Genomic DNA, 18,418 nt, shown 5'->3' with positions numbered 1-18,418 from the left:
TTTCTCTCGGGTCGGTGGGCAGAAAGAACGCGCGGGAGCCGCGCCAGTCGACACCGTCGAAGGGGCGCTACCCGCGCAGTCGTGGTGGGTGGGAGACCGAGTGGCGTCCGGAGCCGTTACTTGCCGAGCTCCTCGACGGAGACGGTGTAACTGCCGGAGCCGGAGTAGGAGTCGACGAGGATGCCGATGGTCTGTCCAGCACTCACGTCGTCCAGGGTGATCTGCTCGTTGCTGTCCTGGGTGATCGAGCGCTTGTCGTAGTCGTAGGTGCTCGGGGTGCGCCCGTCTTTGGTCACGTACAGGTCGAAGTCGGACCAGTTGCCACCGTTCAGCGAGATGGTGACCTGGCACGGGTCGGCGAGGTCGAGGTCGTACGTGTAGGAGTCGGAGTCGTAGTAGCCGTAGAGGTAGCCGTCGGCGGAGCCGCCGGAGGTGGCGTCGCCACAGGAGCCACCGCTGCTGGACTCGACGGTGATGGCGACGGAGTCGGACGAGCTCGCGCCGTCGTCGTCCGTGACGGTCAGCGTCGCCGTGTAGTCGCCGGCGGTGTCGTAGGCGTGGGTCGCGGTCGCGCCGGTCGCGGTCGCGCCGTCACCGAAGGCCCACTCGTAGGAGCTGATGGACCCGTCGGAGTCCGAGGAGCCGGAGCCGTCGAAGGTGACGTCCTGGCCGACCGTGACGGTCGCGGAGGACGCGCTGATGTCGACGGTCGGGGCCGTGTTGCCGTCGCCGCCACCGCCACCGTCGCCGCCTGCGTCGACGAGGTTGGCTGCGTCGACGCGACCGGCACCCTGCTTGTCCGAGGAGAGACCGATGTCGACGGCCGTCTCCTTCAGCTTCGAACGGAGCTGGGTGTTCGTCCAGTCGGGGTTCGCGGCGAGACCGAGCGCGGCGACACCGGCGGCGGCCGGGCACGCCATCGAGGTGCCGGAGATCTTGTTGTACTTGCCGCCGTACTGCGAGACGTTCTCGGTCCACGTCGAGAGGATGTCCACGCCGGGGGCGACGACGCTCTGGTTGGGACCGTACTGCGAGAAGCTCGCGAGGTTCTCGTTCTCGTCGACTGCACCGATGGCCATACACTCGTCGTATGCCGCCGGGTACGACACCGAGCTGGAGCCGTCGTTCCCGGACGCACAGATGATGGTGACGCCCGCGTCTGCGGCGTAGCTGACGGCGTTCTTCATCGTGTCCGTGTAGCCGCCGCCACCGAGGCTCATGTTGACGATGTCGGCGCCCTGGTCGGCTGCCCACTGAACGGCGTCGGCGATGTCGGCCGTCGACCCGGAGCCCTGCTCACTGAGTGCGCGGCCGGAGAGGAGCGAGGAGTTCGACATGCCGGCGATACCGGTGCTGTTGTCGGTGGTCGCGGCACAGATGCCGGCGACGTGGGTGCCGTGGTACTCGTCGCTCATCGAGTCCGGGTACGGGTCCGAGTCGGAGTCGACGAAGTCCTGGCCCTTGTCCGAGCCGAAGGCGGCCGAGAGGTCGGGGTGGTCGTACATGACACCCTGGTCGACGACCGCGATGGTCACGTCCGAGCTTCCCTGGGTCGTGTCCCAGGCGGTCGGTGCGCGCACCTGCTGCGGTGCGTACTGGTCACCGAAGTCGGGGTCGTTCGGGGTCGCGAACGCGTAGTGCGTCTTGTTCTCCTCGACGTACTTCACGCCCGCCTTCTTCTCCATCGCCTTCGCGACGGCGGAGTCCGCCTGTGCAGCGGCCTGGTCGGGGAGTCGAACGGCCATGTAGCCGAGGCCGTCGTTCCGGTGAACGACCTGTGCGTTGCTGGGGAGCGCGTCCTGGACGCGCGACTGGGCGGTCGACATGCTGGTCGATGCCGAGATACCCACGAGGAGTTCGTCCTCTTTCGGTCCGGGGTCGCGACCGGGCGTCGCCGATGTGACGCCTGCGAGAACAGCGGCTGCGCCCGCTGCACCCGTCGCTTTCAGGAAGGTACGCCGTGCCCACGATTGACTGTTATCGTCTGTCATGACACACGCCAGCAGATGTACCGCCACTACTTATATTTTTACAAAACTGGGCTAAATTTATAGTAGATTGAGACTATTTCCGAAGAAATTCGGATAAAATTGTGTGGCAGCACAGATAGAAACTATTGTGAACGGGGCACTGGTTGTTCGATATCCGGCACCTCCGCGTCTCGCGCCGTGGTTGACAGCGACACCCACGGCTCGGCGAGTCGTGTTCGTCGTGCGATACTGCGAGAAAAAAGCGGCGGGGGATTCGCTGGTGGCGTGACGCGATTCGGGCAGCCGTCGTTACTTGCCGAGCTCCTCGACGGAGACGGTGTAACTGCCGGAGCCGGAGTAGGAGTCGACGAGGATGCCGAACTCCTGCCCGGAGCTCACGGTGTCGATGACGATCTGCTCGCTGCTGTCCTGGGTGATCGAGCGCTCGTCGTAGTCGGACGTGCTCGGGGTGCGCCCGTCTTTGGTCACGTACAGGTCGAAGTCGGCACCGGCCGGCCCGTCGAGGGTCACCGTGACCTGGCACGGGTCGGCGAGGCTGGCCGTGTACGAGTAGCTGTCACTGTCCCAGTAGCCCGAGAGCGAGCCGTCCGCGGAGCCGCCGGAGGACGTGTCGCCACACGAGCCACCGTCACCGCCATCGTCGCCGCCACCGCCGCCACCGCCGCCGCCGCCGCCGACGATGTTCGCCGCGTCGACGCGACCGGACCCCTGCTGGTCCGCGGAGAGGCCGATGTCGACTGCGGTGTTCTTCAGCTTCGAGCGGAGTTCGGACACCGTGAGAGTCGGGTCGGCCGCGAGGCCGAGTGCGGCGACGCCCGCGGCGGCGGGGCACGCCATCGAGGTACCCGAAATCTTGTTGTACTTACCGCCGTAGGCGCTCTTGTACTCGGTCCAGCACGAGAGGATGTCGACGCCGGGTGCGGCGACGTCGATCTTGCTCCCGTAGTTCGAGAAGCTCGCGAGGTTCTCGTTCTCGTCGACGGCGGAGACCGCGACACACTCGTTGTACGCGGCGGGGTAGTCGACGGAGCCCTCGCCCGCGTTCCCGGCGGCACAGATGGGCAGCGCGCCGTTGTTGACGGCGTAGCTGACGGCGTTCTTCATCGTGTCCGTGTAGCCGCCGCCACCGAGGCTCATGTTGATGATGTCGGCGCCCTGGTCGGCTGCCCACTGGACGGCGTCGGCGATATCGGCCGTCGACCCGGAGCCCTGCTCGCTGAGCGAGCGCCCGGAGAGCAGCGTGGAGTTCGACATGCCGGCGACGCCCGTGCCGTTGTCGATGGTGCCCGCGCAGATGCCGGCGACGTGGGTGCCGTGGTACTCGTCGCTCATCGAGTCCGGGTACGGGTCCGAGTCGGAGTCGACGAAGTCCTGACCCTTGTCCGACCCGAAGCGAGCGGAGAGATCGGGGTGGTCGTACATGACACCCTGGTCGACGACCGCGATGGTCACGTCCGAGCTTCCCTGGGTCGTGTCCCAGGCGGTCGGTGCGCGCACCTGCTGGGGCGCGTACTGCCCGTCGAACTTGGGGTCGTTCGGGGTCCCGAGCGCGTAGTGCGTCTTGTTCTCCTCGACGTACTTCACGCCCGGCTTCTGCTTCATCGCCTCCGCGACGGCGGAGTTCGCCTGCGCGGCGGCCTGGTCGGGGAGCTTGACGGCCATGTAGCCGAGCTCGTCGTTCTCGTGAACGACGTCCGCGTTCGCGGGGAGGTCGCTTGTGATAGCTGCCTTCGCGTCGGCGACGCTCGCACTCGCGGCGACGCCCACGAGGAGTTCGTCTTCCTTCGGTCCGGGGGAGCGTCCCGGCGTTGCGGCGGTCAGGCCGGGGACGGCTGCCGCACCTGCGGCGATACCGGTTGCTTGTAGGAACGTACGTCGGCTTGGGGACGGCTGGTTGCTATCGTCTGCCATGCCTACCACTATCGAATGGTGATTACCACTTATATTTTGCCAAATGTTGCCATAAATCAATTCTGAGCTACACTAGTTTACAGATTGAACCGTAGAGAAACTGTACGCCGGCGTCGCGGCGGTATCGCAGGGCGAGCGACCGCTGGGGACAGATTTTTCACTCGCCCACGCGCACGCACGACCAGCAATGGCCGAACTCGACACGCCGGTACTGGACAACCACATGCACCTCGACCCGGCGCACGGGCGCGGCATCGAGGCCGTGAAGGACTTCGCGCGCGTCGGCGGCACCCACCTGCTCGTGGTGAACAAGCCGTCGTGGCACCTCGGCGACCTCCCCGCCGAGCGCTCGGACTTCCGGCACGTCTTCGAGACGACCATCGACGTGGTCGCCGACGCGACCACCGAACTCCCCGGCAGGGCGTGGCCCGTCCTCGGCGTCCACCCCGGGCTCGTCTCCAAACTCGTCGACGCGGGGCACTCCCCGGCAGACGCCCGCGACCTCATGCAGGCCGGGCTGGACCTCGCCGCCGAGTACGTCGACGACGGCAAAGCACTCGCGCTGAAGTCCGGCCGTCCCCACTACGAGGTCTCCGACGCGGTCTGGGAGGCGTCCAACGACGTGATGCGCCACGCCTTCAGGCTCGGCGCTCGCGAGAAGTGCGCCGTCCAGCTCCACACCGAGGGCTCCGACGACCTCACCGAGGTCGCCGAGTGGGCCGAAGCGGCTGGTCTCGACCGCACGCACGTGGTGAAACACTACGCAGGTGGCAAACTCGCTGGTCCTGTCCCGAGCGTGATGAGCGAGAAGGACCGCCTGGAGCTGGCGGCCGAGCGCGACGACCACTTCCTGATGGAGACCGACTTCGTCGACGACCCCGACCGCCCGGGTGCGGTCCTCGGCCCGAAGACCGTCCCCCGCCGGGTCCGCTGGCTCCTCGACGAGGGGTACGACGAAGCGGTCCGTCGGGCCCACGTCGAGACGCCAAAGCTGGTGTACGACATCGACACCGAAGCGACCCTGTGACCGACTGGCCGATGTCACATGTTACGCTCGGGGCGGATGTGCACCGTCCCCACGGGGCCCAAGTAGAGAAAGGCATTTGACTACGCCGGGGTAGGTTCACGTATGAGCACGCCCCCGACCGAGTACTACTCGGCCGAACGTTGGCAGAACTGGGTGGACCGCATCCGCGAGGAAGAGATAGACGCCGAAGACGAGGACTCCATGCGCGTCTTCGACCTCATGCAGGACGACGCGGCCATCGCCGCCGCCAAGATCGTCTCCAGCTTCGACGACGGCGACCTCGACGAAGAGGGAGCCTCCGAGAAGATCAACGAGATCGGCGACATCGTCTTCTCCGAACCCGATTTCGACGACGAGGACAAGGTGTTCCTCGTCGGGAGCGTCCAGGAGAGTCTGAGCATCGTCCTCCACGCGTGCATGGAGTACATCCACGCCGGCGCTGCCGAAGAGGCGAGCATCGAAGAGTACGTCGCCGCCGCCGCCGACGCCGAGGAGGAAGAGGACATCGAGAGCGCCCGCGGCTTCCTCGTCAAGGCCGGGACGCTCATCATCGACGGCGATAACCTCTCGCCCGAACTCGGCAAGGACCTCGAGTACGGCCCGGTCGCGGAATGGCTCAACGGCCTCGCGAGCCTCCAGTCCGCCATGGAAGACCCAGAAGTCGTCGAAGAAGACGACGAGTAACCCCGGTTGGCAACAAGGGTTTTAGTCTCACGCGGGATAGGACAGACAAATGGATAGCTGCGGGGACGAGCGCGCCGTGACCGTGCAGGTAGGCGCAGTCATCTTGCTCGCGTTCGTCGTCATCGCCATCGCGACCTACCAGGCACAGGTCGTCCCCCAGCAGAACTCCCAGGTCGAGTACAACCACAACCAGCAGGTCCAAACGCAGTTGCAGGAGGTCCGAAACAGCATCGTCACCGCTGCGGTGACCGGGCGAGCGACACCCCAGACGGTGAGCCTCGGGACGACCTATCCTTCGCGGACCATCTTCGTCAACCCTGGACCACCAGCAGGGTCCTTGCGGACCGTCGGCACGCAGAACACCAGTATCAACGTCTCCGTGGCCAACGGGACCGCGGTCGACGGCGAGATAGACGACTACTGGGACGGCACGGCTCGGAACTTCTCGACGGGCGCACTCGTCTACCAGCCCAACTACAACGTCTACGAGAACGGGCCGACGACGGTGTACGAGAACTCGCTCCTCTACAACGTCTACCGGTCGGCGAACATCACCGTCGCCGGGCAAGGCATGGTCGACGGGACGGAGATCACACTCGTCGCGTTGGGTGGTGAACTCCAGGCCAACTCGGGTGGAACCGAAACCGTTGACGTGTCTAGCCTGAGCACCTCCGAGAACACGGTCGAACTGACGAACCAGACCGGCACGAACCTCACCATCACGTTCCCGACGTACCTCAACCAGACCCAGTGGCAGGACGCCATGGGTGACGAGGTCGACGGGTCAGGGAACACCGGGAACGACGCCTACATCCACAGTGTGAGCTACCAGCCGGTTCCCGGACAGCAGTTCAACCTCGTCACGCTGGAGTTCGAACAGGACGTGACCTACCAGCTCGACCTCGCCCGAATCGGGGTCGGGAAGACGAACGGCGCGGACAGGACCAACGCGACGTATCTGACCCTCGTCGGCGACCCACAGGTCAGCGAAGGCGAGACGGGCACGGTGACGTTCGAGGTCCGCGACCAGTACGACAACCCAGTCAGTGGCGTCCCCGTGAACGCGAGCGCGTCGAGCGGTACCATCACGAGTTCGAACCCGCAGACGACCGGCTCGAACGGACAGGTCTCGTTCTCCTACCAGGCTCCGAGCGACGTGGACGGGAGCGACAACACGGACACCGTCAATGCGAGCTTCACGGTGAACACCTCGACGACCAGTATCGACCCCGACGCCCCGGAGAACGTCTCGGCGACCGTCGAGATACAGAACTCGGACGGCAGTGGTGGCGGGGGCGCTGGCAACTACGACATGATGTGGGACTTCGACTACATCGAGAGCCAGAACACCTACACCCAGTGCTACGCCGCCAACGAGACCTGCGTCTACAACATCAGCCAGACGACCAACGACAACCTCGACATGCGCGTCAACACGACGCCAGCGACCTCCGAGGTGTTCGTCGACTTCGGTCACAACGACAGCACCATCGTGAAGGCGTTCAACCCGTCCGAGGGCGCAACCGACGGGAGCGGCTACCGGACGACCACGCTGTCGTTCGAGAACGGTGACCCAACCGGTACCCTCAGACTGCTCGCGTCCGCAGTCGAGGACCCCGAGACGATGACGCTGAAAGTCATCGGGAGCGGCGGTGGCGGTGGGGCGAACAACCCGCCAGTCGCAGATGCGGGTGGGCCGTACACCGTGGACGAGGGGAACAGCATCACGCTCGACGGGAGCGCGAGCAGCGACAGTGACGGGAGTATCTCTACCTACGACTGGCAGGTCATCAGCGGCTCGGGGAGTATCTCGGACACGGATAACACGACTCCGACTGCGACCTACAACGCACCTGCCAACGTCGGGTCTGACACGGACATGACTGTCCAGTTGACGGTCACCGACGACAACGGGTCGACGAGTACGGATACGACGACCGTGACCGTAAGGGATACTGGAGGGAGTGGTGACTCGACGGCACCGACTGTTGGGAGTGCATCTGCTGAAGCGCAAGACACCTCCGGTAGTAAGCAGGACGTCGAGCAGGTCACGTTCACCTACCAGACGAGCGACAACGTCGCAGTCGACAATGTCACCCTCCGTGTGTTGGACTCCTCTGGTACGGAGTTAAATAGTTCAATCTCTCAACAGGCAAGTGACACTGTCGTGGTGGGGATACCGGCGACCGCCCTCAACGGTAATAGATATATCACTGTTGAGATGGTGGTTCAAGATACGAGTGGGAACTCACGGACGTGTACCGGTAGAATCGACAATGTCGGGCAGCAAATCACGAAGTCGGGTGGTGGCCTCGATTGTTCGACGACCGCAACCGCCAATGTCCGATTCGGTTACAACTACGTGGACTCTTGGATTGCTGCCCGTTACGCCGACCTGAAATAGGTTCGCTTGTCAGCAAGTGAAACTGATGTGATTGATATTGTCGTGACTTCCTTCTGAGATGGCTCTCTTACTCCCAGAGGAAAAAGATTCGACAACCGTCGAACTCGCAGTCGACAATATCATATAGAACCGACACGCACACTCTCGTATCATGACCACCGTCGGAATCGACGCCATGGAGATCTGGACAGGAAAGCTCAAACTGGACCTGCCCAACACGTTCGCGCCGGAGAAGGGTGAGGACCCCGCGAAGTACACGAAGGGGCTCGGGCTGAACGCGTCGTCGTTCCCCGATTCCTACGAGGACATCGTGACGATGGGGGCCAACGCCGCGAAGCAGCTGATGGACCGAAAGGGTCTGGAACCCGACGACATCGGCCGAATCGACGTGGCCACGGAGTCCAGCTTCGACAACTCCAAGCCGATTTCGACGTACATCGCAGGCTGTCTCGAGCAGGTGTACGAGGGTGACTTCCACCACGCGAACAAGGGCGAGCGCAAGTTCGCCTGCATCGCGGGCACCCAGTCCATCGACGACGCCTACAACTGGATTCGCGCGGGTCGCAACCGCGGGCGCGCCGCGCTCGTCATCGCGACCGACACCGCACTGTACGCCCGGGGCGACGCCGGCGAGGCGACCCAGGGCGCGGGCGCGGTCGCCATGCTCATCGACGAGGAGCCGGACCTCGTCGAACTCTCGATGGAGCAGGGCTACGGCTCCGCCGACGAGACGGACTTCCTCAAGCCGAACCAGCAGTTCCCGAGCGTCGACGGCAAGCGCTCGGTGAAGGTGTACCTCGCCCGCATGCGCGAGGCCCTGGAGGACTACGAGTCCGTCGCGGGCAAGATCCACCCCGACGACTTCGCCTACGGCCCGTTCCACACCCCATTCCCGGGCATGGTCCGCAAGGCCGCCCTGCTCGCGTACCGTCACATCATCCGCGACACCGAGGTCGAAGACGAGCTCGCCGAGGAGATCGGCCGCCAGCCTCGCCAGGAAGCGTTCGACGACGACGAGGCGTTCACCGAGGCGCTGCGTGAGTACATGGACGCGCTGAAAGGAACCGAGCAGTACCAGGACTGGTACGGCCGCACCATCGAGCCCACCCTGGGTATCTCTCGCGAGGTCGGGAACTGGTACACGGGCTCGGTCCACATCGCTCGTCTCTCCGCGCTCAAGCACGCCGCCGAGAAGGGCGAGGACCTCGCCGGGAAGAAGCTCCTCGTCGGCTCCTACGGCTCCGGTGCACAGGCGGAGATTCACGCCGAGACCGTCTCCGAGAACTGGCTCGAGGAGGTCGAGGCGCTCGACGTCGAGGAGCAGATCGACGCCCGCTACGACCTCTCCTGGGCGGAGTACGAGGAGGTCCACGACCGCCACAACCACGAGAAGGACAAGGAACTCGAGGAGTTCACCGCGCCGCAGAACGAGTTCGCCTTCGACGGCTGGGGCCGCATGGGCGAGCGCAAGTACCGGTACGTCGAATAGTCGCGGTTCGTCTTTTCTTCCGCGCGGTCGGTGGATGATACCATACGAAATCTATACCGACACCCCGGCGTAACCTCGGGCAGATGGTGGCTCGACCGACGCGGCGAGGCCTGGGTGTCCTCGTCGCCGTCGCTTTGCTGGTGGGTGTACTGACGAGTGTGACGGTCGTGGTCGTCGCGGACGACGACGAGACGGGAATCCTCGAAAGCGGTGAGGACCTGGCGCGGGACCTCGGCCTGGTCGGGAGCGAGACGATGACGAAGATTCGCGACGGCCTGCTCCTCGGAGACGGTCGAATCGGTGGCACCCCCGACCGTCCTGCCCCGGACCGCGACGGCGACCTGCTCGCGGATTCGTGGGAGCGCGCCGGCGAGTTACCCGACGGCACCCCGCTCCCGGGCGCTGACCCGGACCGGAAGGACATCTACGTCTACCTGAGCTACGGCTCGAACGTCGAGCGACTGACCCAGGGCGAGAAGATACGACTCAAGCGCATCTGGGCGGAGATGCCGGTGTCGAACCCCGACGGTTCCACGGGCATCGACCTCCACATCGTCAGAACGGACCGGCTGGACCACGCCGTGACGGTCGAATCCGTCGACGCCGAGGCGGTCCGCGGGCACTACACTCGTGAGCGACTCGACGGCGGGCTGTGCACCTACTACGGCGTGACGGTCGGCGAACTCGACGCGGGCCGGTACCTCGGCCTCGGGGACGCACCGGGCTACGCCAGCGTCGTCCACCGTGACGCGCCGTGGTACGCCCACAACGGGACGGGCGTTTCGGGCGTCATCACGCACGAGTTGCTCCACAACGTCGTCGGTCGAGTCGGCGAGGACGGGCACACCGGCGAGGGCTGGCTGGCGGGCGAGCAGGGCGGCCCGCGGGACTTCCTCTCCGAGCCGACCCGGACCCGGCTGAACGAGACGGGCTTCGTCTTCCCCGACGCGAACCACGGCTACTACTACCGGCTCTGCACGGGACGGGAGACCACGACAGCGAACTGAGTCTATTCGTCTGCGTCGGACGTTTCGGTTCTGATGACTGACTCCGTCACGTGGACCGTGACCGCGGTGTTCTCGTTCGACACCACGAACCGGTAGTCGGCGGTGAATCCGTCCGGGAAGGAGAAGGATTCGGACTCACCGGGGAGGGGAACGGTGACGCGACAGTCACAGGTCTCCACGTCGACGGTCGCCTCGTCTGCTCCGACCACGGCGAGCTGACTGTCCGTGACGGAGAGGTGGGCGTCGTCGCTGGCGCGGTGGACGGTGGTCCCGGTCCGGTGCGAGACGTTCCGCAGGTCGACCGTCGCGTGGTCGTCGTAGGCGAGAGTCGCCGCTGGCTCGGTGGTGAACGCGACCGTCTTCGCAGTGAGACTTCCCTGGCCACGGACCGTGAGAGCTGGGTCGTCAGCACTGGCCCCACCACCGAGCTCGAGGACCGATTCTTCGAGGACCAGCGAGCCGCCGTCGGCGACGACGACGTCACCGGTCACGACGAGCCGGACCGACTCGTATCTCGTGGGGGTCGTCACGACCAGGTCGCCCTCGTGGCGAATCGTCCGCGTCGGGTCGGGAGTGGCCGCGGGGCCGATCGGTCGCGGCGGCTCATCGCCGGCCCCGGCTGCCGCGTCCCCCGAGGTCCGCGTGCTGGGAACCGGGTCGTCGCTGTCGGCGACCACGGTCTCCGAGGAGGCGGGGTCGGTGCCGACGCCGAAGCCCGTCGCGCTACAGCCCGCGAGCACCACCAGCACGGCGACGGCCAGCAGGACGGTGGGTCGACCTCGCATGTCGAGTTCGAATCGGTCGGTGGGCGATGTAAACACTACGGCCGGGCGAGACGCGCCTACATACCTCTATCGGCCGATGTCTCGGGTTCTGAGGGTTTCTTTCCCCAGCGGACGAGAATAGCACAAATGTCTCTGCGCCCCATCTTTCCGGGTATGTCTACAGTAACCGGGCGGCTCGACCTGGACCGGGTGTCGAACACGGACCTGAGCGTCTTGACCGTGCGCCTCGGCGTCGGCCTCATCATGCTGGTCCACGGGCTCGGGAAGCTCACCGGGGCCGGGCCCGCAGGCTCTGGAATCGAGGGGTTCGCGGTGGCCCTCGTCAGCCTCGGGGTGCCCGCACCCGTGCTGACCGCCTGGCTGGTCGGGTTCGCCGAGGCCGTCGGCGGCCTGCTGGTGCTCGTCGGTCTGTTCAGTCGCATCGGCGCGGCCGCCATCGCGGTCGTGATGGTCGGAGCCATTTTGCTCGTCCACCTGCCGAACGGCTTCCTCGTCTCCAACGGCGGCTACGAGTTCGCCCTGCTCGTCCTGCTCGCGTCGGTGTCGCTCGTGTTCACCGACCCCGGGAAGTACTCGGTCGCACACTGGCTGGCCGAGCGCGAGGAACGGAAGACTGGGCGGCCCGCGGCCTGACTCTCCTACGGCAGTTCGCGCAGCGCGTCGACCATCTCGTCGACGGGTTTCTTCGTTATCGCGAGCGAGAAGCCGTCGGCACGCGCGAGTTTCGAGGCGTGCCGCCAGAGGTCCTCCTCCTCGATACCGTGGAGGACCACCGCGTTCGGGGTCGGCGTGACGACCCGCATCGCGACCAGCGGGGACTCTCCGCGGGTGATGTCGGTGAAGACGAGCGCCCGCGAGGTCGACTGCCCGTAGAGCCGGTAGAACTCCTCCGAGGAGAGGCGCGTGATGGCCGCGATGGAGTTGATGACGGTGTGGCCCGAGATGTTGCGCTCCTCGGCGGCGTGTATCTCGGTGGCGTCGATGGCGTCGTAGAAGCGCGACAGCGGGATGGTCGTCGGGTACTCGCGCAGGTCACGGACGATGTCGCTCTCGAAGCCGGCCGAGAGGACGCGGGCGTACTGCCGGATGTGGTTGCCACCACGTGCCTCGTCGATGTCGAGGAGGGCGTTCACCATCCGGCTCACGACCCCGATACCGGGGTTCTCGCGGCGTCCGCTCTCGTAGTCGGAGATGACCGACGACGAGACGTCGAGGTGGGCTGCGATGTCGGTCTGGGAGACCCCAAAGTCGGTCCGCCACTTCCGCAGGGTCGCGCCGGGGTCGTCCGAGAGGGTCACCTCGCCGGCGATCTTCGTCGCCAGGTTGCGCCGTGGACTGTCACTCATCGTCACGGAATGGTGCGACGCCGGGCAAAAGCGTATCGAAACCGCACTTCGACAGACGACGAACCACGAGGGATTTCACCATGGGTACCGATACCGTCTCCTATGCCCTCGACCGTCGTCCACGTCGCCCTCGCCGCCATCATCGGCTGTGCCCTCCTCGGGCCAGCCTTCTCCGGCCGTGCACTCCTCGTCGTGATGGGCCTGACAGCGTTCGTCGACCTCGACGTGTTCCTGGGGTTCGTCCTCGTCGGCGCCCACCGGGCCGCGTTCCATACGCTGCTGTTTCCCGCGGCCCTCGCGGGTATCCTCGCGTTCGACCTGCTCGCCGACCGTCCCTCGAAACTCGTCGCGCGGTTCGGCCCGCACGCCCCCCGGATCGCCGGTGTCGCCGTCGTGGGGGCAGTGTTCGGTGCCATCGGCCCAGACCTGATGACCAACGGCGTGAACGTGTTCTGGCCGCTCCACGACCAGTTCTACGCCCTGACCGGCAAGCTCCACCTCTCGAACCAGGAGGGTATCATCCAGACCTTCGTCGAGTTCGAGAACGGCGAACCGACGAAGAAGGTCGCGAAGGGCTCCACCAGGGAGTTCCAGTACTACACCGGCGTCGACACCAACCCGGACCGCACCGGGGAACCGGTCACCCGCGAGCGCATCTTCCCGCTGGTCGACTCCGGCGTCCAGCTCCTGCTCGTCCTCACCGGGGGGTTCGTCTCGGCGGCGCGGCTGTGGGAGGAGCGATGACCGGCGTACCAGGCCGCGAACGAAACGGTGAGGTGGGCCCCTGCTGAAGTGTGACCATGACCAGACCGTACGACCCCGACAGCGACGCGGAGACGCTCTGGGAGCTGAAGCGCGGCTTCGAGCTCGGGCTCGGCTCCGGGACGGGCGGCGACGAGAAGCAGGCGAAGTACGCGGAGAAACTGGACGACGACTATCGCGAGGAGTGGCTCGACTGGGTCGAGCGATGTGTCGACGAGGACGAGCGCTGTGTGACGGTCGCCGAAGACGACGACGGGACGGTCGCGGGCTACGTGTTCGTCCTCCCGTCACGATTCGCGTTCATCTGGGACGCCGCGGTCCTCAACGAGCTCTACGTCCGACCCGAGTACCGCGGCACCGGGGTCGCAGACGACCTGATGGCCGCCGCGGTCGCGCTCGCCCGTGACCAGGACCTCCCGCTCGACCGGCTGGTGCTGGACGTCGACCGGGAGAACGAGCGCGCGAAGTCCTTCTACGACCGCCACGGGTTCGACCACTGGGGCGAGATGGTCGCCCGACAGCTGTAGGGTCGGTCGGTCAGTGTCAGTCCGCGAGGTGGGCGATGACGCCACCCAGCCCACCACAGATGACCGGGTAGACGATACCGGCGACGACGACCGCGTTCACCAGCGGGACCGACAGCGACGTGCCGTCACCCGAGGCCGCGAACAGGACGGAGCCGAGGGCCGACAGCACGAGGTAGCCCACGGCGACGAGTGCGCCCGCGACGGCCGAATCGGCGATGTCGTCGGCGAGACCACTCGTGCGCGCCGCGAGGAAGCCCGCGGCCAGGAGCGCCAGCGGGACTACGACGTAGGTCACCTGCACGAGCCCGCCGCCGGCGAGGTCGATGAGGTTGAACGACCCGCTGGCGAACGGGCCTTCGTAGGCTAGCTGGACGAAGTGCCCGTTGAACAGCACCATCCCTGCAGCCTTCCACGTCGCGACGCTGTCACGGATGGCACTGATGAAGGCCTGTTCGAGCGCCTGCCCCAGCGAATCGGGCTGTGGCAGCTGGGTCTGCGTCCACAGGACGAACGCCAGCAGATAGCTCGCGACGAACGCACCGACGCCCGCGGCGGCGCTCCGTGCCACCGTCGTCGCGTCGAGCGTCGCGCCCTCGTTACCGAACGTCGCGGACAGACTATTGTCGGTCGACATGATAGTTCCGGCTTCCGGCGCGTCCGGTAAAGACATTGTGTAAACCGCGACTTTGTTGTAAGTATCAATTACATTTATCACAAACAAGATAAGATACGTAGGGTCGTCGTTGAAGTCGGGGCGAAACGAACTCGCTAGCTTCGACGGTCCCCGACCTATCACCTTCACTACTGGAATGCGCTTCAGATTACGGTTAACAGGGGGCGGCCCCTGCGTCCGAACGTACCATGACCGACTACGAACTGCCGCCACTCCCGTACGACTACGACGCACTCGAACCGCACATCTCCGAACAGGTGCTCACGTGGCACCACGATACCCACCATCAGGGCTACGTGAACGGCTGGAACGCCGCTGAGGACACGCTCGCCGCGAACCGCGAGTCGGGCGAGTTCGGTGACTCCCCGGGTGCCATCCGCAGTGTCACCCACAACGGCTCCGGGCACGTCCTCCACGACCTGTTCTGGCAGAGCATGAGCCCCGAGGGTGGCGACGAGCCCGACGGCGACCTCCGTGACCGAATCGAGGCCGACTTCGGCTCCTACGACGCCTGGGAGGGCGAGTTCCGCGCCGCCGCCGGGAACGCCGGTGGCTGGGCGCTGCTCGTCTACGACGCCTTCAGCAACCGGCTCAGGAACGTCGTGGTGGACAAGCACGACCAGGGCGCGCTGTGGGGTGCCCAGCCCATCCTCGCGCTCGACGTCTGGGAGCACTCGTACTACCACGACTACGGCCCGGCCCGCGGCGACTTCGTGGATTCGTTCTTCGAGGTCGTCGACTGGCGCGAGCCGAGCAGCCGGTACGAGGACGCCGTCGCCGCCTTCGAATAAGGTCCACGGACGCTTCGGCCCGCTATCGCCTCTCTCGATGTACAACCGCCAACCCGCCGACGTGACGCCGTGGGCATCACACGCGGTCGTCCCGGCGGGCAGTCATCCCCTGTTCTCACCCGAAAAATCGCACGGCAGGGTTGACGTCACTCGCGTCGTAGTCCTCGCGGGTGATGCTGTATCGGTGGACGCTCGCGGGGTCGTCGCCGTGGGTCTGCAGGTTGCGGAAGTAGCCGTCGTGCTGACCGCCCCACCTGCCCACGTACTTCTCGATGGCTCGTTTCGACTGCTCGTTCTCGTCCAGCACCGTCACGGCGACGAGGTCGAGGTCGAGCCGGTCGAACGCGAGCGTGACAAAGGCGTCGGCACGCTCGCCGGAGTAGCCCCGGCCCCAGAAGGGCTTGCGGAGCCACATCCCGAAGGTGACGCTCTGGCGGTCCCAGTCGGGGTGGAGGCCCGCGGTACCGGCGAACTCGCCTGCGCCATCCTCGCCGGCCTTCGGGTACAGGGCGTACAGTTTCCCGTCGCCCGCATCGGCGCGATCACCCATCGCCCGGACGAACTCCCACGTCTCCTTCGGGGTCTGGTGGGGCTCCCAGGTCATGTACTGCGTCGCCTGCTCGATTCCCTCCTCGGTGGAGTAGTAGGGGTACACGTCCAGAGTATCGACGGTGTCGAGTCCGACGCGCTCGAAGCGCAGGCGGTCGGTCTCGAAGCTGTCGGGGAACAGGTCGGCCATCGCTATTCCCCGCCCTCGTGGACCGTCATCTCCACCGCCACGTCGGCCGCTTCGTACTGCTCGCCGGTGATGGTGTACCGATGCAGGTCACGCGGCTCGTCGTCGAGGACGACCCAGTTCCGGAGGAGACCGTCGTACTGGCCGCCCCACCGCTCGACGTACTTCTCGATGGCCCGTTTCGAGGCGTCGTTCTCGTCGGTGTGGGCGGCCGCGACGAGTTCCAGGTCGAGGCGGTCGAACGCGAGGTCGACCAGGGCGTCGGCGCGCTCGCCGGAGTAGCCTCGCCCCCAGAACTCCTCGCGGAGCCAGATTCCGAGCCGGGCGGTCCGGCGGTCCCACAGCGGGATGAGTGAGGCGACGCCGGCGAACTCGCCCGCGCCCTCCTCGCCGTCTTTCGGGAACATCGCCCAGTTCGCACGGTCGGCCTCCTCCCACTTCTCCGCGCTCTCACCCAGGTAGTCGAAGGTGTCCTTCGGGGTGTCGTGCTGTGACTTCGAGATGTGCTCGACGGTGTCGCCGAAGCCCGGCTGGCTCATCACGTCGTACAGCTCGAACACGTCGACGGACTGGTCGAGGCGCTCGTATCGGAGGCGTTCGGACTCGAAAGCGGTGGGGAAGAGGTACATTGGTCGCCGGTTCGCCCGGTTCGATAAAAAGCGTTCTCGATGTGTGACAGGAATTCGCGTGGGCTGGTTCGCTGGCTCTCTACCCTGATGGGGTTCGGCCACCCTGTATTCTGGTGGCCTTCGGCCACCCTGTATTCTGGTGGCCTTCGGCCACCCTACGTGACGAACAGCCTATCCCGCGCCGCCTCGCAGGCGGCCCGGAGCGCGTCGTCGCGGGCGCAGGCGTCGACCCAGTCGAGGTAGTCCAGTTCGCCCGGCCCGCCGAGGTGGCCCAGCGCGTACACCGCCTCGCGGACGGTTCGGCGGTCGTGCCGCGTCGGATCGGCGTACCACCTGACGACGGCGGCCGGGTCGGCCAGTGGGTCGGGGACCGGTCCGGGGGCTGCCTCCGCGGCCTCGGCTGCTGCCTGGAGCGATGCCTGCACGTCGTAGCCCGCGGCGTCGAGGTAGTAGAGGCCGACGAGTCCGGCCAGGACGCCAGCACCTGTCCCGCAGGCCAGGGTCTCGAAGCGGTCGGCCCGGCGCGCACCCAGGACGGGGGAGGCCAGCGTCAGGTTCGCGAGGGTGATACCCGCGAGGAACCGGACCGCGGGGCCGGCATCGGAGTCCAGCACAGCGGCCACGCGGCTGGTGTACGGTTCGACGACGTGGGCGTGGGACCGGGCGAACTCGCGCAGGGCCGAGAGCGCGAGCGCCCGCGAATCGGGGTCGTCCTCGTCGAGCATGGCGACGAGACGGGGCACGACCACGCCGTCGTCGACCGACAGCAGCGCGTCTGGGCGCTCCCAGGCGAGGGAGGCGACCGCGGCGGCGCTCGCCTGTCGAATCGGCGCGTCGTCGTCCGCGAGGGAGGCGACGAAGCGCTCGCGGACCCGCCCGTCGATGGTGCCGAGGTGGGTCAGCGTGGTCGTCACCGGGTGGAGGAACTCGCGGGAGACCACGACGGCCCCTCGCTGGGACTCGAACGCCCGGAGCAGGCTCTCGGTGACCGGGCGGACGGCGTGCGGGTCGTACGCCCCGATCTCGGCGAGTCGGTGCGCCGCATCTGTGGGTAACTCCTCGGCGTCGAGTCGCTCCGCGAGGTCGAACGGTTCGTCGGGATGGGGCTGTGCTGGCGTGGTGCGGGTGGCCTCGACGAATCGCTGCATGGCCTCGCGGTGATGGCCCTCGCAGACGTGGTAGGCGATAGCTTCGCCGGTCACGACGGACAGCTCGCGGTGTTCGCAGTGCTCGCAGTCGGAGACGGTCTCTTCGACCCAGTCTCGGGTGCCGTCGTGCGCCCAGTAGTCGGGTCGTGCCGACGGGCGAAGGTCGGCTCCCGCCCTGGCGTACGCCTGCACGAGACGGGTGAGGTCGGTCAGCTCGTCGGCGCTGTTCGGGTGGTCGTACTGCGCGAACGCGGGCCGCCACGAGAGCGTCTTGAGTCGGTTCGCGATGCGGTGGAGCGCGTCGTTGTCGAGGTCGCGCTCGAGGTTGGTCGCGAGCTCTCGCCGGAAGAAGACTGCATAGGCGTCACGAAACGCGTCGGCGTCGCTCACGCCGATGGCTGCGGCCGGCGGGTCGAACGACACGGCGGTCGTCGCCGGGAGGTCCCAGCCGGTGTCGATTGGCATACCGGCGATTCCGCGTGCCGATGCTTAATGGCTCCGTCCGAGC

17 protein-coding genes are annotated in these 18,418 nt (G+C 66.3%); 9 read left to right on the top strand and 8 right to left on the bottom strand.

Annotated features, from left to right (window positions below):
* Window positions 1–116 precede the first annotated feature (116 nt).
* Window positions 117–1,991 carry a S8 family serine peptidase gene (locus tag ACSC1S_RS12240; RefSeq protein ID WP_435364522.1) on the bottom strand — a complete coding sequence of 625 codons (1,875 nt, stop codon included), beginning with the start codon at window positions 1,989–1,991 and terminating at the stop codon, window positions 117–119.
* 288 nt (window positions 1,992–2,279) lie between these two features.
* Window positions 2,280–3,902, bottom strand: coding sequence for a S8 family serine peptidase (locus ACSC1S_RS12235; RefSeq protein ID WP_435364521.1), 1,623 nt, complete (start codon window positions 3,900–3,902; stop codon window positions 2,280–2,282).
* Window positions 3,903–4,089: 187 nt separating this feature from the next.
* Here ACSC1S_RS12235 and ACSC1S_RS12230 point away from each other — a divergent pair, with 187 nt between their 5' ends.
* The 5 genes from ACSC1S_RS12230 to ACSC1S_RS12210 all read left to right on the top strand — a co-directional run bounded on the left by ACSC1S_RS12230 (window position 4,090) and on the right by ACSC1S_RS12210 (window position 10,513).
* A complete protein-coding gene (locus tag ACSC1S_RS12230) occupies window positions 4,090–4,929 on the top strand; it encodes a TatD family hydrolase (RefSeq protein WP_435364520.1) in 840 nt (279 codons plus the stop codon).
* Between the two features lie 102 nt (window positions 4,930–5,031).
* Window positions 5,032–5,613: a DUF2150 family protein gene (locus ACSC1S_RS12225; RefSeq protein ID WP_435319165.1), complete on the top strand. Its 582-nt coding sequence runs from the start codon at window positions 5,032–5,034 to the stop codon at window positions 5,611–5,613.
* A gap of 49 nt (window positions 5,614–5,662) precedes the next feature.
* Entirely contained in the window at window positions 5,663–8,017 is a 2,355-nt protein-coding gene (locus tag ACSC1S_RS12220; RefSeq protein ID WP_435364519.1) for a PKD domain-containing protein, read from the top strand.
* Between the two features lie 151 nt (window positions 8,018–8,168).
* Window positions 8,169–9,506, top strand: a complete 1,338-nt coding sequence (gene hmgB / locus ACSC1S_RS12215; protein ID WP_435364518.1) for a hydroxymethylglutaryl-CoA synthase — start codon at window positions 8,169–8,171, stop codon at window positions 9,504–9,506.
* An 83-nt stretch (window positions 9,507–9,589) separates the two neighbouring features.
* Window positions 9,590–10,513, top strand: coding sequence for a hypothetical protein (locus ACSC1S_RS12210; RefSeq protein ID WP_435364517.1), 924 nt, complete (start codon window positions 9,590–9,592; stop codon window positions 10,511–10,513).
* A gap of 2 nt (window positions 10,514–10,515) precedes the next feature.
* On the opposite strand, the gene ACSC1S_RS12205 is transcribed toward ACSC1S_RS12210, so the two are convergent.
* A complete protein-coding gene (locus tag ACSC1S_RS12205) occupies window positions 10,516–11,298 on the bottom strand; it encodes a hypothetical protein (RefSeq protein ID WP_435364516.1) in 783 nt (260 codons plus the stop codon).
* Between the two features lie 153 nt (window positions 11,299–11,451).
* On the opposite strand from ACSC1S_RS12205, the gene ACSC1S_RS12200 reads away from it, so the two are divergent.
* A complete protein-coding gene (locus ACSC1S_RS12200) occupies window positions 11,452–11,931 on the top strand; it encodes a DoxX family protein (RefSeq protein WP_435364515.1) in 480 nt (159 codons plus the stop codon).
* 5 nt (window positions 11,932–11,936) lie between these two features.
* Here the strand turns inward: ACSC1S_RS12200 and ACSC1S_RS12195 are convergent, their stop codons facing one another.
* Window positions 11,937–12,644 (bottom strand): helix-turn-helix domain-containing protein, encoded by a 708-nt coding sequence (locus ACSC1S_RS12195; RefSeq protein ID WP_435364514.1) that lies wholly within the window; start codon window positions 12,642–12,644, stop codon window positions 11,937–11,939.
* 102 nt (window positions 12,645–12,746) lie between these two features.
* Here ACSC1S_RS12195 and ACSC1S_RS12190 point away from each other — a divergent pair, with 102 nt between their 5' ends.
* Window positions 12,747–13,388 carry a metal-dependent hydrolase gene (locus ACSC1S_RS12190; protein ID WP_435319158.1) on the top strand — a complete coding sequence of 214 codons (642 nt, stop codon included), beginning with the start codon at window positions 12,747–12,749 and terminating at the stop codon, window positions 13,386–13,388.
* 56 nt (window positions 13,389–13,444) lie between these two features.
* Window positions 13,445–13,933, top strand: a complete 489-nt coding sequence (locus ACSC1S_RS12185; RefSeq protein WP_435364513.1) for a GNAT family N-acetyltransferase — start codon at window positions 13,445–13,447, stop codon at window positions 13,931–13,933.
* Between the two features lie 16 nt (window positions 13,934–13,949).
* Here ACSC1S_RS12185 and ACSC1S_RS12180 read toward each other — a convergent pair whose 3' ends face one another.
* On the bottom strand, window positions 13,950–14,567 hold the full coding sequence (locus ACSC1S_RS12180) for a DUF7978 family protein (protein ID WP_435364512.1): 618 nt from the start codon (window positions 14,565–14,567) through the stop codon (window positions 13,950–13,952).
* 227 nt (window positions 14,568–14,794) lie between these two features.
* Between ACSC1S_RS12180 and sod the strand changes: the two genes are divergently transcribed.
* Window positions 14,795–15,397 (top strand): superoxide dismutase [Mn], encoded by a 603-nt coding sequence (sod, locus tag ACSC1S_RS12175; RefSeq protein WP_435364511.1) that lies wholly within the window; start codon window positions 14,795–14,797, stop codon window positions 15,395–15,397.
* 115 nt (window positions 15,398–15,512) lie between these two features.
* Here the strand turns inward: sod and ACSC1S_RS12170 are convergent, their stop codons facing one another.
* From ACSC1S_RS12170 to ACSC1S_RS12160, 3 genes are all read right to left on the bottom strand, one after another.
* On the bottom strand, window positions 15,513–16,136 hold the full coding sequence (locus ACSC1S_RS12170; RefSeq protein ID WP_435364510.1) for a GNAT family N-acetyltransferase: 624 nt from the start codon (window positions 16,134–16,136) through the stop codon (window positions 15,513–15,515).
* 2 nt (window positions 16,137–16,138) lie between these two features.
* Window positions 16,139–16,762 carry a GNAT family N-acetyltransferase gene (locus ACSC1S_RS12165; protein WP_435364509.1) on the bottom strand — a complete coding sequence of 208 codons (624 nt, stop codon included), beginning with the start codon at window positions 16,760–16,762 and terminating at the stop codon, window positions 16,139–16,141.
* 155 nt (window positions 16,763–16,917) lie between these two features.
* Window positions 16,918–18,375, bottom strand: a complete 1,458-nt coding sequence (locus tag ACSC1S_RS12160; RefSeq protein WP_435364508.1) for a hypothetical protein — start codon at window positions 18,373–18,375, stop codon at window positions 16,918–16,920.
* Window positions 18,376–18,418 lie beyond the last annotated feature (43 nt).

Origin of the sequence: Haloarchaeobius pelagicus, from assembly GCF_051207375.1 — an archaeon.
Lineage (GTDB): Archaea > Halobacteriota > Halobacteria > Halobacteriales > Natrialbaceae > Haloarchaeobius.
Note: the sequence above shows the minus strand (reverse complement) of the source record. Positions and strands in the feature narration are given on the sequence as shown.